General features: G+C 46.2%; 14 protein-coding genes. 7 read left to right on the top strand and 7 right to left on the bottom strand.

Features of this window, described 5'->3' with window-relative positions:
• The first annotated feature begins 19 nt into the window (after positions 1–19).
• The 4 genes from AABK39_RS23865 (at position 20) to AABK39_RS23850 (ending at position 8,450) form a co-directional block, all read left to right on the top strand.
• Positions 20–3,154, top strand: a complete 3,135-nt coding sequence (locus AABK39_RS23865) for a SusC/RagA family TonB-linked outer membrane protein (protein ID WP_338395738.1) — start codon at positions 20–22, stop codon at positions 3,152–3,154.
• Between the two features lie 132 nt (positions 3,155–3,286).
• Positions 3,287–4,819, top strand: coding sequence for a RagB/SusD family nutrient uptake outer membrane protein (locus tag AABK39_RS23860; protein ID WP_338395737.1), 1,533 nt, complete (start codon positions 3,287–3,289; stop codon positions 4,817–4,819).
• A 34-nt stretch (positions 4,820–4,853) separates the two neighbouring features.
• On the top strand, positions 4,854–6,359 hold the full coding sequence (locus AABK39_RS23855) for a hypothetical protein (protein WP_338395736.1): 1,506 nt from the start codon (positions 4,854–4,856) through the stop codon (positions 6,357–6,359).
• 93 nt (positions 6,360–6,452) lie between these two features.
• Positions 6,453–8,450 carry a discoidin domain-containing protein gene (locus tag AABK39_RS23850; protein WP_338395735.1) on the top strand — a complete coding sequence of 666 codons (1,998 nt, stop codon included), beginning with the start codon at positions 6,453–6,455 and terminating at the stop codon, positions 8,448–8,450.
• A gap of 342 nt (positions 8,451–8,792) precedes the next feature.
• On the opposite strand, the gene AABK39_RS23845 is transcribed toward AABK39_RS23850, so the two are convergent.
• From AABK39_RS23845 to AABK39_RS23835, 3 genes are read right to left on the bottom strand one after another with little or no spacing between them, the layout of a single operon-like run.
• Positions 8,793–9,707 (bottom strand): IS3 family transposase, encoded by a 915-nt coding sequence (locus AABK39_RS23845; protein ID WP_338395741.1) that lies wholly within the window; start codon positions 9,705–9,707, stop codon positions 8,793–8,795.
• Between the two features lie 14 nt (positions 9,708–9,721).
• The gene (locus AABK39_RS23840) at positions 9,722–10,033 is read right to left on the bottom strand and encodes a transposase (RefSeq protein WP_338395734.1); all 312 of its coding nucleotides are present in this window, start codon (positions 10,031–10,033) and stop codon (positions 9,722–9,724) included.
• A 48-nt stretch (positions 10,034–10,081) separates the two neighbouring features.
• Complete coding sequence (locus AABK39_RS23835) at positions 10,082–10,459, bottom strand: sigma factor (protein ID WP_338395733.1); 378 nt, start codon at positions 10,457–10,459, stop codon at positions 10,082–10,084.
• Between the two features lie 851 nt (positions 10,460–11,310).
• On the opposite strand from AABK39_RS23835, the gene AABK39_RS23830 reads away from it, so the two are divergent.
• From AABK39_RS23830 to AABK39_RS23820, 3 genes are read left to right on the top strand one after another with little or no spacing between them, the layout of a single operon-like run.
• Positions 11,311–11,781, top strand: coding sequence for an NINE protein (locus AABK39_RS23830; RefSeq protein WP_338395732.1), 471 nt, complete (start codon positions 11,311–11,313; stop codon positions 11,779–11,781).
• Positions 11,782–11,832: 51 nt separating this feature from the next.
• Positions 11,833–12,180 carry a hypothetical protein gene (locus AABK39_RS23825; protein WP_338395731.1) on the top strand — a complete coding sequence of 116 codons (348 nt, stop codon included), beginning with the start codon at positions 11,833–11,835 and terminating at the stop codon, positions 12,178–12,180.
• A 52-nt stretch (positions 12,181–12,232) separates the two neighbouring features.
• Positions 12,233–12,511: a hypothetical protein gene (locus AABK39_RS23820; protein ID WP_338395730.1), complete on the top strand. Its 279-nt coding sequence runs from the start codon at positions 12,233–12,235 to the stop codon at positions 12,509–12,511.
• A 36-nt stretch (positions 12,512–12,547) separates the two neighbouring features.
• Here the strand turns inward: AABK39_RS23820 and AABK39_RS23815 are convergent, their stop codons facing one another.
• The 4 genes from AABK39_RS23815 to AABK39_RS23800 form a co-directional block, all read right to left on the bottom strand.
• On the bottom strand, positions 12,548–13,618 hold the full coding sequence (locus tag AABK39_RS23815; protein WP_338395729.1) for a tetratricopeptide repeat protein: 1,071 nt from the start codon (positions 13,616–13,618) through the stop codon (positions 12,548–12,550).
• A 152-nt stretch (positions 13,619–13,770) separates the two neighbouring features.
• Positions 13,771–14,880 (bottom strand): 2-iminoacetate synthase ThiH, encoded by a 1,110-nt coding sequence (gene thiH, locus AABK39_RS23810; protein ID WP_338395728.1) that lies wholly within the window; start codon positions 14,878–14,880, stop codon positions 13,771–13,773.
• A gap of 125 nt (positions 14,881–15,005) precedes the next feature.
• A complete protein-coding gene (locus AABK39_RS23805) occupies positions 15,006–15,773 on the bottom strand; it encodes a thiazole synthase (protein ID WP_338395727.1) in 768 nt (255 codons plus the stop codon).
• 38 nt (positions 15,774–15,811) lie between these two features.
• A complete protein-coding gene (locus AABK39_RS23800) occupies positions 15,812–16,435 on the bottom strand; it encodes a thiamine phosphate synthase (RefSeq protein ID WP_338395726.1) in 624 nt (207 codons plus the stop codon).
• Positions 16,436–16,466 lie beyond the last annotated feature (31 nt).

The raw sequence follows: 16,466 nt of genomic DNA, 5'->3' as shown, positions 1-16,466 counted from the left end.
ACCTTTTTAATCATTTCGCATGAGAAATATTTTTCTAACGATATTAACGCTCGCGTGCTTCTTTATGGCTCGCGAGGCCAGGGCGCAGTCGTCGGTGAAAATCAGCGGCGTGGTCCGGGATGCCCGCGGCGGCGCGCCTATGGAAGGCGTGGTTGTGGGTATGGAAAACATAGCCGGAGAGACCAGCCTGACTGACGCTAACGGACACTATGAGCTGGACGTGCAAGTAGACAAAGCGATGGCTTTGCGCTTCACGTACGCCGGCTATCGTGACGAGAGCGTATTCCTGCACGGAAGAACGGTTATCGATGTCTCGCTTTCCGAAGTGGGTTATTCGGATAACCCTGTTGTGGTTACGCCAATGCGAGTCACCCGTCGCCACGATTTCGTTCATTCGGGAACCACCGTCGGAGGCGACCGATTGAGAGAATACGGCTACCTGACATTGGACCAAGCTTTGGCCGGAGGTGCCGTGCCGGGCTTGAAAACCAATACGCAAGCGGGCCTGATCGGTTCCGGAGCGATGATGAACCTTCGTGGGCCGTCGTCGATCAACGGTGGTACCGAACCGCTGATTGTGGTGGACGGAGCCATTTACGAGACCGATATGGGAAGCCTTTCGGCGATTAACGGTTTTACTTTCAACCCTTTGATGAACCTCAACCTGCGGGATATCGATCAGGTTACGGTTGTGAAAAGCGGTATGACTTCGGTCTACGGGTCTTTGGGGGCGAACGGAGTGATTTTCGTAACCACGAAAGACTCTCGTGAGACGGCCACTACGGTAAACGTAAACACCATGTTGGGCGTAAGTATGGCACCCAAAAGTCTTCCTGTATTGAATGCCGACCAGTTCAAGTCATATGCGATGGAGCAGATGATGGGCCAAGGCTTGACATACAGCCAAATCCGCGACCGCTTTCCGTTTATTCTGAACGAGGCCGAAAAATCCGAGAAGTTCCGTTACCTGAACGACACGGATTGGCAAGACGAGATCTATCAAGACGGAGTTTTCCAGAAATATTCCGTAGACATCGAAGGCGGTGACGAAGTGGCGAATTATACGCTTTCGTTGGGCCATTCGAACAATGACGGTGTAATCAAGAATACCTCTTCGGAAACTTTTGATTTCAGAATGAACGCCAGCCTCAAGCTTTTGGATAAGCTTTTGGTTCGCCCGAGGGTAAGTTTGTCGAAAACTACGAACCACCTGCGGGAAGAAGGCTATTTCCACGAAACCAATCCAGTTTTGGCTGCGTTGTCAAAATCGCCGATGATGGGCACTTACCGCATGAGCGATTATGGAGTACCGTTGCCGTTCTACGATGAAGTGGGGCCGTTCGGAATAAGTAACCCTAACGCTTTGATCGACAATATGGAAGGCCAAAGCGAAAGTTTCCGGATCAATGCCGGCTTCGACGCCAGTTACGATTTGGGCAAAGGACTTAGCGCCGTATTTATTTCCGGCCTCGATGTCCGGAAGATCAAGGAAAGGATCTTTGTGCCTTCAACAGGCGTAGTGCGCCAAGCCGATGGCGAAGCCGACAACGCCATGGCCGATGCCACACGCGGGTTCCTGTCGTACTACACCGACGGAGCGTTGGACTACAACGCTCTTTTCAGGGGAAAACATAGCCTTCTCGCCAGAATCGGGGCTAGGGTGAGACTTAACGAGATTGACGAGGAAAAAGCCACCGATATCAATTCTCCTTCGGATGAAATCAAGGTGATCGGAACAGGTGACCGTAGCAACCGTACCGTTACGCCATTGGATGGGCGTTGGAATACGGTTTCGTTCTACGGATCGGCGGATTACGCTTACTTGGACAAATATTACTTATCAGTCAACGCCGCGCTGGACGGAAGCTCTCGCTTTAGCCCCAACAAGCGTTACGGCATATTTCCGTCCGTTGCCGGCGCTTGGCGCTTGTCTTCGGAGCCTTTCCTGAAAGGGATTAAAAACCTTTCGGACCTAAAACTCCGGGCCAGCTACAGCATCACGGGCAACGACGATATCGGAAATTATTCCGGAACGTATTTCTACTCGTCGCGTCCGTATATGAATGTCGGGACGTTGGTTAGGGGAGCCGTACCGAATGCCGATCTCACTTGGGAAACCAGCGAGCAGTTGGCCTTCGGTCTGGACCTTTCGCTTTACGATAATCGGTTCAGGGCCAGCGTGGATTATTTCCAAACGGAAATCAGCGACATGCTGATGATGGAATCCTTGCCGAGCTATTACGGAAGAGTTTACTACCTCAATAATTCGGCTACGGCCGAAAATAAGGGTGTGGAATTCACCGTGCAGATGGACATTATCCGTCGCAAGGATTTCGGTTTTGAGATGGGAGTCAACTGGGGAACTTACGCCAACAAGATCACAGAAATCTCAAGCACGGCCACTTCTGGCGAAGTGGGAAGCGATATGCAAGTCGTTAGCCTCGAAGGTGGCGAATCCGTGTTGAAAGTGGGCGAACCGATCGGTTCGTTCTACGGATGGAAGACCGCTGGCGTAATCCGTGATTCGCAACAGGCGGAGGCCTTGGCTTTGAAAGACGGTTTTGGACGTCCGTTCAAGCCCGGCGACATGGCCTTTGAGGAAATGGGAACGCCAAACAATATCATTGACGAAGACGATCGTACCGTAATCGGTAACACTACGCCGGACTTTTTCGGGGCAGTGAATTTCAGGTTCCGTTACAAATCCCTGAACATGAGCATGAACTGGGATTATATGGTGGGTCACGATATCTTCAACTATGTGCGTATGCGTCAGGAATCCATGTCGAGCTATGCCAACCAGAGCGAGGCCGTTACCCGCCGTTGGCGCCAAGAAGGCGACGAGACGGACATGCCTCGCGCCACATACGGCGATCCGATGGGCAACGGAAGGTTTTCCGGCCGCTGGATCGAGGACGGGTCGTACCTGAGGCTCCGCGACGTTACTGTCAGCTACGACGTAAATGTCAATCGCCTGAAGCTGATCAGGTCGCTGAGGGTTTTCGCTACGGGCCAAAACCTGCTCACATTCACCGACTACCTTGGGTATACGCCAGACGTAGCCTACGGTAGAAATACCTTGACCCAAGGGATTGACTACGGAAGAACGCCCCTGACAAGGGCTTTGATGATGGGAATCAGACTAGGCATATAGGTTCATTTTAAAGCCCTGGACGAAACGCGTCCGGGGGCTTTTACTGGATTTGTTGCGGAATATTTGACCGGATGCCGGCATGTTGCGGAGCGATTTTTCGGAACCGCTTCCGGTGTCCAAACAACATTCGCCATGATTAGAAAAATTATATACAGATCAATAATAGGAGCGATGGGCCTGTTCGCTTTGGCCTCTTGTTCCGATTTTTTCGAGCCTGAGCAAGACGCCGTGATCGACAACGATCAGCACTGGAACTCCCGGAGCGAACTGCGTCGCGGAGCTTTGGGTGCCTACGCCGGGCTGCAGGATATAGCTGTGCCCTTGGTGGTGCTCGGCGATTTACGGGCCGACCTTCTGGAACCCGCCCGAAACGCAAAACTTGAGCACTTGGAAATCCATACGCACAAGATTTCGCAGGGAAACAAGTACATCGATCCCAAGCCGTTTTACGACATTATCGCAAACTGCAACGATGTATTACATAATGTAGACAAAGCGATGGTGGATCCCGATATGACCGAGGAAATCCGCGACGCTTACAAGGCCGAGATGATTACTCTCCGTTCTTGGGTTTATTTCCAGCTTTCGCTGATTTATAAGCGTGTACCGGTCGTTACGGATGTTTTGAACGGAAAATTCCCTGAATATGAACCAGACGTTTACGGATTTGAAGGAATGACCAACTGGCTGATTACCGAAATGGAAGAGGCCGTGAAACAGGATGTTCCGGAATGGGCCAAGGAAAGTCTTGGTGGAGAAAATTCGCCTTGGAGCAAAATCCATATAGACAGAAGGGCCTTTTTGGGCGAACTTCATTTGACGGCCGGAAACTATGCCCGTGCCGCGGAACTTTTCAAGGAGCTGATCGGAGAGGGTGGTCCTTCGGGAACTGGCCTTAAGCTTTCGGAAAATAGCGGGCAGGAAGACTGGAAAGCCATTTGGGGCGAGATCAATTCCGGAGCCAGCGGATTGGAACACCTGAGCGTTATTCCTTTCCAAAAAAACAATCGACAGGTTAACGACTTCTTAAAGCTTTTCGCTAATGACAAACCGGACCGGTACCTTCTAAAACCCACTGAAGTATCGGTGGAGAAATGGGAATTGCAAACTATGCGTTCGGATGCGAAAGGTGACCTTTTCCGTGGTTATGGAGCATCATACGTCCGCCGAGATGGTGAGCTAGTGGTGTGGAAATATTTGGAAAGTAAAACCGAATATGAAAACGACGCTATTCACTGCATTTACAGAGGGGCGGACATCCACTTGTTCTACGCTGAGGCGATCAACAGGTTGGGTGACCATGAGGAGGCTTTAGCCGTTATAAACGACCAGTTTTCCGGCGAATCCGAATCGGCCGGAATACGTGGCAGAGTCGAAGTGAAAGCGATTAACCTGCGCGAATTCGCCGGTGTGGCGGACGATCCGGACCAAGTTATCGACGAAATGGCGATAATGGAACAGGTTATCCTTCAGGAGAGGGCGCTTGAGTTGGCTTTTGAGGGCCGTCGCTGGAACGATCTGATGCGCTTCGCAAACAGAAGCGGAAGACCCGAGGTTCTCGCCGACCGTATTGCCGAAAAGTTTGGTTCCGAAAAGGAGAGCATCCGCACTTTGCTGATGAACAAGAACAACTGGAAGCAAAACATGCCGGGGGTGAACCTTTAATGGAATTTTGTAGGATATGATAATGATCGACAAAATGAAAAATATTAACGGAAATAAGTTCTTGGCAATAGGCCTGTCGCTTCTCGGCTTTCTGTTCGTGATGGCTTGCGACAAGGACGACAAGAAAGAATACGAGGAAAGGGTAGAGACCGAAATCCTTACCGGTTCTTGGTCTGATGTCAGTATTTCTGCCGTAAAACTCAGCGGAAAAGTCGTTACGGTCGAAAATGGATCGGAAATTTCCAAGGTTGGCTTTAGCTATTGGGAACAGGGAAAACTCAGTACCAGACAAACGATAGAAGTAGACTTGGCGGAGGACAAAACCTTTACCGTAAGTCTTGATGAGTTGGATTCCTACACTCAGTACGCCTATGTGGCCTTCGCCATTCAGGGCGACACCAAAGTGGAAGGCGACGTGCTGACTTTCCGTACGCTCATCTCCACCGAGGTGAAAGATCCCGAAGCCACTAACGGCGGATTCGACAGCTTATCGTTCTCTTCCGTTTATCTCAAGGGAAGTTACACCACCGGAAACAGCAATAATTCGGAAGTGACGTTCCTATATTGGGAGAAAGAAAAAGAGGAGCTGAACAATCCCCTGACGGCCAAAACGGAAACGGAGCCGGACTTTTCGATTCATGGAAAGGCTTTGCATCTGAAACCCGGAACCGAGTACCGCTTTTGCGTGGTGGCGCTAAACGAGGTTGGTATTGGGTACAGTGACACCGTTGACTTCACGACCAACAAAATGGTCTATGTCAATAACCAAGCTACGGGCGACGCCAACGGAAGTACTTGGGAGCACGCTTTTACGTCCATCAAGACCGCCGCGGAAGAATCGCCGGAGGGCGCCGAACTTTGGGTAATGGCCGGTACGTATGAGGAGGTGAAAATCCCGTTAAAAAACGAGGTGGACATTTACGGAGGCTTTTCGGGTACTGAGACTAGCCTTGAGCAGAGGGATTGGGAAGCCAACCTGACGATTATAGACGGGGGAGCGACAGGGTTAGTAAATGACAAACAATTGTTTGAGCATAAGTACAGTTCCAAGTCCCAAGCGTCAGTTTTGGACGGATTTACGCTTCAGCACGGATCACATTGGGGTGGCGGGGCGATTTATTGTCGTAGAGGAAGCCCTAGTATCCGCAATTGCATTTTTAAGAATAACTGGGGAAAAGTGGGTGCCGCCATTATATTTCAGCATGGCAACTCTGAGATTATTAACTGTCAATTCTTGGACAATATTGCCACGGCAAACGCAGGTGCGATTAATGTACACGAAGGCACGAATCTTTATGTAGAGAACAGTGTTTTCAGGGGAAATACGGCTTCTAACGAAGGTGGGGCCCTTTTTGGCCAAGGTTCTGAGGCTATTTATAAGGATTGCGTTTTTGAGGACAATGAAGGAGGCAAAGGAGGCATCATCTTTTTCAACGGTGCCTGCGCCAAGTTTATCAATTGTCAGTATTCGAATAACGTAGGAAAAGACGGCCGTCTGTGTTCTGGAAAATATAGTTCAGACGATTGTTGTCCGCTGTAACCGTCGTGGTTTAAACTTTTCGGAGCAAGGGGGAGCGGATAAAGTGTTTCTGCCCTCTCATGCTCTGAATTATCACTCCAAAAAGAAAAACAAATGAAAAGAAATATACTCAAGGCATTTGTGTTGGCTTTTGCCATGTTGGCGACAGCCTGCGATAAGGAGGAAGTGAAATACGACCCTCCCGTAAAGCCAGTTTTCGAGACCAAGCCCATTTATGTGCTCAATGATCTTTCCCAATATTGGAAACCGTTTTTAGGCTTGAAAGACGAAGGGAACTTCGCTACGTATATCGATTTCGCAAAGCAGCAATACACGGGGATTTCCCATCCTGTAATATCAAAAATCAATTTCAATGGCGTAAACGCTTTGAATGTGTTTTTGAATACCGAGAGCCCCCGCTCATATACGGTGGAAGATAAAAAAGCTTTGGAGGAATACCTGAAAACCGGTGGCGGGCTAGCCTTTTTCGCTATGGGAGAAGGAGATGGGACCCAAAACGAGATAACGAACCTGACGTCAGGATACGGTTTCAGCTTTGTGGGTGGAAACGTGGAGAATCCAAGCGCAAATTGGGAAGGGCACGGCACAGTAGCGAAATTCAACAAGGGCAGTTTGCTTCAGCTCGACAATGTGTCAGAGTGGACAATTGTAGCCAAGTCGGGTAGCGCTCCTTTGATCGCTTACCGTGAGTTCGGTGGCGGAGTAGTATTGGCTTCGGGTATCGATATTTTCGGAAAAGAACAGCCCGGAAACGTGGCCTTTTACCAAGACCTACTCTTAAAGTTGGTTGACCATAAGCCCGCATTTGTTTCCGATGAGCTTTTCAAACCGGATTTGGTTCAGGGCGAAAGCTTTGTGTTGGCTGGTAGCAGAATATTCAGCAATGGATACTATGCCGAAGAGGTGAAAGAATTCGCTCCGTTGTACAAAGAAATAGTAGAGAAAGTGTCGGAGTGGGCCGAAGTGGACAAGCCTACCGAAGGTAATTTTACCGTTTCGGTATTGCCGGGCGAAATCAAAGGCTGGAACGGCGAAAAGGATATCACTTTGGGCTTGGCCTACGGCGGATACCCGGAAACAAAAACCAAAAGTGTGGCCCGTACGGCCGAGGTACTCGTGGCCGAATGGCTGAAGCCCAAGAGGGAAAGTCTTGACAAAGACGCCTTCAGCATTTTCGTAGGCGCCCTAATTGCCGAAGACCTCGGTTATCCGGACGCTATGGCCGAAACCGTGGATCCATTGATCGATTTTGCCGAGAACCATCCGGACTTTGATAGGTATGATCCAGTGACGATGAGTAAGGAAGAGCTGGACGCATTTCCTGAAAAGTTGGGCCAAGGCAAATACCTGAAGGCCCTTAAAGAGCTTTACTCAAAATTTGGGGAGGATATCGTGCGGGATTACGTGAAGTTGAAGCTTGATTTAGTGCCGACCATTGATGGGTTTGAATTTTCAGGTAGTGATGTTGCATGGCTTTGGGCAAAGGCAACAGAGGATTTTGAAGACGGAGGTGATAAAAGAATTTTTTCATTATTTAATGATTTGGGATATCAAGTTGACCGAGAGCAAGTTTCAATACCTGCTTCTGTAGATAGCGAAAAACTAAATACTGAATGGTGGAATCCATATATCCCGAGCCAGTATACACATTCTAGTTTTGATATATCAAATATTTTTGATGGTGATTTTGATGCGGGAGGAAAGGGGACTTGGCATAGTGTGGAATGGAAACCCGACATAGCGCCTTATCCTCATACAATAGAGGTTGATATGTTTGATCGAAACAAGATTACGTCATTTGTTTATTACCCCCGAAATGTTACTTGGCATCAACATATGGCTCATATTAAGTTCTATGTGACGGATGATAAAAATGATAAAGGAGAAGCAGTTGCTGAGTTTATATGGAGAAAACCATGGACGCCCGATGGAAAGAAAATTTACTGTACAAAGTTTAAAACGGGCAGATATTTTTTTATTGAGATATTAGAGAGTTGGGTAAATGATGCGCCTGAACCTAAGGGAAAGAATTCAACGTCTATTTGCGAGTTGGAAGTGTATGGAGCTCCTGCTTCTAAGGAGAATAACTAATTTCTTCTAGTACTATCACTTGACTACATTAGGTATAGTTGAAAAATGATTCTAAATAACGTGATTAAAGATGTTGTCCCACCGTCGGGATAGCATCTTTTAGTTTATGAATGGGCTAGAAAGAGGGGAGTTGAGGTATCATATTAACTCGGAAATCTAGAGCAAAAAAACTTACACAATAGGGGCGATTGTTTACTAACAAAAACACTTAAAAGCATGAGAATTTTATTAGGTATTAGTATGTGCTTTTTGAGTTTTTTCTTATTGACTCCAGCACATTCACAGTCTGTTCTATAGTACCCTCGATTCTTAGGACCAGTAAAGTCGATTTTTAAGTAAATTTTAAAGGGTTGTCGCTACCGTCGAGCCCGTGTGAATGTTGATAAGTCCTTTCACATTCTGTTTTTTCTTGGACTTATCAATATTTGCATGGGCATACGCGGTGGCTTTCGCTTTTGACGCTCCGCTAAAAACATTTTCCGGCTTCAGGTTCTCGATTCCTTGGTGATCCCTGTTGTGGTAGCGTCGCAACCATTTCTCTATCCCCAAATACAACTTTAAACCGTTGTCGGCCGGATTCAGGTAAATATGGTCCCTTTTTAGCGTTCTCCAAAAGCGTTCGATGTAAATGTTGTCCAAGGCTCGGCCTTTGGCGTCCATACTGATGTTTATTCCCTCTTTCTTGAGATAGTTCACGTATTCCCCGCAAGTGAACTGGGAACCTTGGTCACTGTTGAGTATTTCCGGTTTACCGTGAATCTCAACGGCCTCACGCACCACTTTTAAAGACGCCGCGGCCTCAAGCGTATTGCTCAAACCCCAACCCACTATGTACCTGCTGTAGACGTCGATAATCGCCGTCATATACATGAAACCGCTAGCCATGGCTATATAAGTGATGTCTATCGACCAGACCTGGTTTTTCCTGACAACTTTCTTTTCCTTAAGCAGATACGGGTAAACGTATTTTGCCTCTCCGGGCTTGCTCAGATTCTTTTTCGGGTAAATAGGGTAGAGATTCGCTTTGCGCATCAAGCGCCTAACCCTTTCATAGGAAGGGTTGAATCCTTGGTCACGCAAGGCTGATCTCATGCGCAAAACTCCCGCCGTGGGTTCGTCGATCATGTGCCGGTCCATAAGGCGCATCAACTCCAGATTCTCAGCGTTTTCCCCCTTTGGGCTGTAGTAGTATGACGAACGGTAAAGCTCCAGACAGTCGCACTGACGGCGAATACTCAGCTTACCCTTGGGGTCGATAAAGAGACGTAAGTCTATAGACGCCCCAACTTCTTTAAGCTTTTTTTTAAAAAGTCGTTTTCCATCTCCAGCTTCCCTATTTTACTGTACAGTTGGTCTGTCGCCTTCTCCGCTTTCTCGTTCTCTTTTTTTTCCTTGTGCCCTTCAAAAACGCTTGCTGAGCGTTGCAGAAACTCGTTCTTCCATTGTGAAATCTGGGTGGCGTGAAGATCGTATCGTCTGCAGAGGTCTTGGGTGGTTTCTCTTTCCTTCAGTGCTTCGATCGCTACTTCCGCCTTGAATTTGGCGCTGAATTTCCTACGTGTCGTTCTCGTTTTCATGCTCATAATTTAGTGATTTTTAAACCAAGACACTGGTCCGAAAATTCAGGGGTATTATATTCCCGCCGAACGGCTCATCTCGAATATCTCCCGGCTTTTAAAAGGAACTCTGGACAAAAGTTCTTTGAGAATATCATAGCATTCGTCTATTATCAGACTTTTTTCGGAAGAATCGACGCTAGGTCCAATAAAGCTGTCATCAAGTGTCGTGTGTTGCGCACCTGTTTCATCCAGCGCTTTGTTACGGACAATTCTGAAAAGGTATCCTTTCGGATTTTCTATATCCGATCCTTCGATTTTTTCCCATATCTTCAGAAACGAGTCTTGAACAATATCTTTGGCTAGGCCGTCGTCATTGACTATACGGTAAGCATACAGACAGAGAGGAGAATAGTTTTCCTCAAAAAAAGATTTGAATTGACTGTGGTTCATGCTCCTCCGTAATGTTCCGTTCGCAACCGTAGTTTTTATATTTGCCGAAAAAAGAGACGACTTATCATAACCAAGTGCATCGTTTGTCGGCGCAGTATATTTTGCGAAAAAAGTTACGGGAACCACCTTTTGGTATCTTTAACACAAAATAGGCATTTTGCCAATCATTGTTAGACACTTAGTAAGGGGCTCCAATGCTCGATTTAGGCTAAATGTAATGATTTTGAAAAACAAAAAACAATATTTTGTGAATGAACCGACCTAATCGTTTCGTATTTATGTCCTGCTTATCGGGAATATCTTTTAGTATTGGCTAATATAATTTTTTAACGTTTTTAAATAGTGAGATTATACTATTTTCTATCACTTCAAAGCCCATCTTTTTGTATCGAATAATTGGTTGGTTTTGTTTCCTTATGATGAATTCGTTCGGTTCTCCTGTGTAGTTATTTAAGTAGTTTTAGAAAGAGCCTACGAGGTTCTCTAGGTGACCACAATTTATTTGAGGATCCGAGGAGTGATTCGATATAATTTCATATAGAAATATGTATCACTCTCGGCTAAAAGCAAAAAAACGGTAAAAGGAGAGGTTCTAAGTGTAGAAAGAAAATGCCTCTGGCAAGTCTAAATGTACCGTATGTGTCTGTATTTTTCCGAATAAAAAATTCGGAATTAAATAGCTGAAATCCGTACAGTTTTTTCATACTTTAGTTTTAGATAATATAAATTCAGCCATTAAATATGGCGCTACCGGAAGGAGGAGGGGACATATAGACTTGGGAATAGAGGTATAAGGAAAAAATGTGAGTGAGGGAATAGCGGTAGTTGAACTGTAAAAGTAGGAAGGAGATATGAAGTCAAAGACAGTAGCTTACGTTTTGTGGTTTTTCTTCGGTTTTTTGGGTGCTCATAAATTCTATATTGGGAAACCCGTCTGGGGCGTACTTTATTTTTTCACAGGTGGTTTTTTTGTCATAGGATGGGTCATTGATTTATTTGCCCTTAGTAATCAGGTAGATTCCGTGAATTTGGAATATCTGAAAATGCTTCATAACCTATCAGACAAAGATATTAAGAGGGAACCACTCAAGACATACCATAAGGAGGAAACTCCGCGATTTGAATCGTTATCGAAAAAGAACCCGGAGCAAGCGATCCTGACACTCAGCAATCATAAGGAAATTTTGACGATGAAAGACGTTATCGTAAAAACGGGAATGGGACTTGAGGAAGCGGAAATTGTTTTACGAAAATTCGTAGACAAAGGGATAGCCCAAGAAACTGTTGATGCGAACGGAAAAGTCCTTTACGACTTTTCGTAATTGAAAAAGGAATCGCTACTCAAGTTTTTTCAAACGTTTATACGCTAGTATATGCTTAAATTTTTATTGTATTTGGTTTTAGGTGGTGTAATCTATTATCTATATCAAAAGGATAAACAGAATAGGAGGTATGGCCACACAGGAATTACGGAGAAGGAAGTAAAAAGACCTTCGTATACGCCTAAAAAATCAATACCTGAAGTGTTGCGAAAGAAGAGCCCTGAGCAAAAGATCTTGGAGCTTAGTGAATATAAAAAGATTTTGACGATTAAAGAGATCATCATAAAGACGGGGTTGGGGATGGAAGAGGTGGAAACCCTCTTGCGGAAGTTTGTGGAAAAAGGAATAGTACAAGAGACTGTAAACGCTGATGGAAAAGTGCTTTATGATTTTTCATAAAGGAAGAATAGGGAACGGTTAGTCTGTTTTTTAAACGTTTATACATAGCCATATGCTTAAGTTTTTATTATTAGTGACTTTGGGCGGAATAGCCTATTATCTGTATTTGAAAAATAAAAAAGATAAAGGTTTGGAACCTTCTTCCGGAATAACTGACGCACAGGTGAAAACACTTTTACGTATTTCCGGCAACAAGCTGACAGCGGAGACGCTGGCAAAAAAAACCCGTACCGAAGTAGCCGAGGCTGAGGAAAAGCTGAAAGCAGAGTATATGGAAGGAAAACTAGAGATAGATGAGGAAGACGGTGTAGTGTTTTATTATAAAAAATAGTCTTCCTTCGTATTTCCAAGATATAAAACAGGGGCGTTAGGCCTCTTCTTTTTTCTTTTCGGCGCGGAGTTGATTTTTAGTGAACCACTCAACAAACGCTTTCCATTTTTTCTGATTCAGTTGTTTCCAGGCATGGAATTCGTCTGTATCACCTTCTGATAAAAGCCAATAGTTATAAGCCTTGGAAAATCCATTTTGCTTTATCTTCATTCGGTAGTCGAAAATAGGAATTGATAACACTCCATCTGTAGAATCCTCAAAATAAAAATCGATAAACCGGTTTCGAATCCTGTCTAGGGATTCCAGGCTTATTGCTTTTTCTCCAATCAAGGCTTTCGCCATAGTTATTTCGTAGGTACCGGTTTCGAAGAGTTGTTTCAATAATTTCTTAGGATCCAACTCACCTTGTATATTCAGGTTTATCGTATTATCGCTGAAATGAACACTTAGGGAATCTCCCTTAAGTTTGATGTTATCCTTATATCCGTTAAAAAGGAGCTTGCTGATTTCCCTAGTGCGTTGGCTGTTCCGTTCCAAGTTTATAAAAGTCTCGGCATAGATCATTCCCCATACTTTTTTCGAGGATGACAGGTATATTTTTGAAGCCCAATAATAGCAAGAAGAGTAATTCGGTGCGACACCGATTCCTTTTTTGAATATCGAAAGAGCGCCGTGATAGTTCTTTGCCTTTATTTCCATTACACCTCTTTCCAGATGTAATGGTCCGGAATTAGGAAACCTTTCCAGACCTTTTTCATAGGTCTTTATCGCCTTTTTTGGGTTTCCGATCATATCGTATGTATTACCCAAGAGCTGATACATAATATCGGAAGCTTCTGGACGCTTATGGATTTTTTTGAGAATCTTCTGCGCCTCTCGATAATTCTTTTCCTTATAAAAAGAAAAAGCCCTTTCATAAGGATAAATGATTTTTCCGGGGTCCAGTTTTTCGGCTTTGTCCAGTAGTTCTCTAGAGTATTCCGTTTCTCCGCCATCCATAGCTCTTATGGCGTCTTGGAGTAGTTCTTGGGCGGATTCTGTCTGGGCAAAAATTCCCGTATAGGGGATAGCCGTGATGAAAACGAAGAATATAAATTTAAAAAGCATTCTCATTAGTAAAAATTAGGTGAACAATTACTGATAGATTAAAAAGTTAGTTATAAAAAATGAATTATCTATATTGATACATTCTTATTCTGAAAAAACAAATTGAAATACGGGGAAAGCTTTTCCTCTGGATTTCCCCGTATTTTTGGTGCTTAGCTCAACGCCATATCCCAATCTTTCCAGACAGGTTCATAACCTTGCCTTTGGATCATGGAGGCGATATCTTGGGCGCTTCGTTCGTCGGATATTTCGAATTGCTCCAAAGAGTCTTTTTCTTCGCTATAACCGCCCGGGTTGGTTTTCGAACCCGCACTAAGGCTGGTGACACCCAGTTTGATAACATTATCACGGAAGGTTTCGCGTTCCCGGGTTGAGAGCGATATCTCCACTTCCTCGTTGAAAATGCGGTACGCGCATATTAGCTGGACCAATTCTCGGTCGTCCATTACCACTTTTGGTTCCATTCCGCCACTGAAAGGGCGCAGGCGAGGAAAGGAAATCGAGTATTTCGTCTTCCAATACGTTTTTTCCAGATAATCCAAATGCGCAGCCACGTGGAAACAGTCCGTACGCCAGTCTTCCAGACCGATCAAAACACCCAAGCCTATTTTATGTATTCCGGCTTTGCCCAATCGGTCGGGAGTGTCAATTCTATATTGGAAATTAGATTTTTTACCTTTCGGGTGATGCTTTTTATAATCTTCCTGGTGGTAGGTTTCCTGATAAACCAAAACCGTATTTAGCCCTTTATCAATAAGCTTTTCATAATCGGTTTGGTCCATCGGCTGGACTTCCATGGAGATGTGGGAGAATTCTTCCCGGACCTGATCCAGTACTTTTTCGAAATAGGGAACGCCCACCGTTTGGTTCGCTTCGCCGGTAACCAATAAAAGGTGTTCGTAGCCCATTTTCTTGATTACCTTCATCTCGCGCTCTATCTGCTCCGGGCGGAGAGTGATACGCGGAATCTTGTTGTCGAGGCTAAAACCGCAATACGTGCAGATGTTTTGGCATTCGTTCGAGAGGTACATCGGAACGTACATCTGAATCGTTTTGCCGAAACGTTTTTGGGTAAGACGATGGCTGAGTTGGGCCATTTGTTCCAAATAGGGCATCGCCGCCGGCGAGACCAAAGCCTTGAAGTCCTCAAGATCCCGTTTGTCCTTCGACAAAGCGTGCTCAACATCCCTGGCGGTTTTGGAATAGATGTCAGACTTTATCCGTTCCCAATCGTATTCTTTGAATTTTTCGTAGAAAGTCATCAAATAATGGTATTAGGTATCAGGTATTAGGTCTTAGGTAAAAATCATTATGAGGTATAAATCCAGTATTTCGAGGCTGAATTTTATCGTACTTAATACCTAAGACCTGATACCAAATACGATCATCACAATTCATCCAAAAAACCGGTCAGCGGGCTGCTGGCTTCGGCGAAGTTTTTGGCTTGGGCCAGCTTGGCTTCGTAAGCCATGCGACCGGCCTCTACGGCCATTTTGAAGGCAACGCCCATTTCTACCGGATTTGGAGATACGGCTATGGCCGTGTTTACCAAAACGGCGTCGGCGCCGAGCTCCATGGCTTTGGCTGCGTCGGATGGCGCGCCGATGCCGGCGTCTACCACTACGGGCACATTGCTTTGCTCTACGATGATTTCCAGAAAGTCTTGCGTTCGCAAGCCGCGGTTACTTCCGATGGGCGCGCCCAATGGCATTACGGCCGAAGTCCCGGCGTCTTCCAACCGTTTGCACAAAACGGGGTCGGCGTGGATGTAAGGAAGCACGATAAACCCGAGTTTTGCCAATTCTTCCGTAGCCTTGAGCGTTTCGATAGGATCGGGCATCAAGTACTTCGGATCGGGGTGGATTTCGAGCTTCACCCAGTTGGTGCCAAGCGCTTCGCGGGCCAGTTGGGCGACGAATACCGCCTCTTTTGCGTCGCGTACTCCGGAGGTGTTGGGCAACAGATTGATCCGCTCGTGGCCGAGGTGACGCAGGATGTCGTCGTCCTCGTTATCGGTGTCCACTCGTTTTAGGGCCACGGTTACAAGCTCGCTTTCGGAAGCTTCCAGCGCGGCCTTCATGGTGGCGTTGTCGCTGAATTTTCCCGTGCCGGTAAACAGCCTGGACTTAAATTCTTTATCGCCTATCTTGAGCATTTTCGTTCGTTTGGTTTTTCGTTCACACGGGTTGGACGCTAAGCGGTCTTTCCCGCCAAAATATCCAGAACCTTTTTGGCTGAAGCGGAGGGGTTTTCGGCCAAATTGATCAGCGAGCTGAGCGCTACGCCATGCGGTCCGGCCTCCATCACGGCGGTGATATCACCATGCTTGATGCCGCCTATAGCCACCACGGGTACGCTTACGCCGCCGCCAAGGATATTGCGGTAGCCTTCAAGACCCAGCACGGGACTCAGGTTTTTCTTCGTCTCGGTAAAGCGGAACGGGCCGAGGCCGATATAATCCACCCCGGCTTGTTCCAATGCCCGGATATCGTCCAACGTGTTGGCGGTGCCGCCGATTATAAAGCCGGCGCCGAGGACCCGGCGCGCTTCTTTTGAGGGCATATCCGTTTTGCCGAGGTGTACGCCGTGGGCGCCGACTTCTTTGGCCACACGAACGCGGTCGTTAATAATCAGCGTAGCGCCGTGAGCGTCACAAATTCTTTTTACCTCCAAAGCGATTTCCAAAACCCGCTCGTCCGTCTGGTTTTTTACCCGAAGCTGTACCCAATCCACACCTCCCGCACAAGCGGCCTCTGTCTGCTCAGCATGGGTTTTATGGGCGAGGTCTTGGGTGATATAGTGTAATTTTGAAATCATAATTATTGGTATGAGGTATTTGGTATCAGGT

Origin of the sequence: Fulvitalea axinellae, assembly GCF_036492835.1 — a bacterium.
Lineage (GTDB): Bacteria > Bacteroidota > Bacteroidia > Cytophagales > Cyclobacteriaceae > Fulvitalea > Fulvitalea axinellae.
The sequence above is the reverse complement of the archived record's forward strand: the minus strand, read 5'-3'. Positions and strand labels throughout refer to the sequence as shown.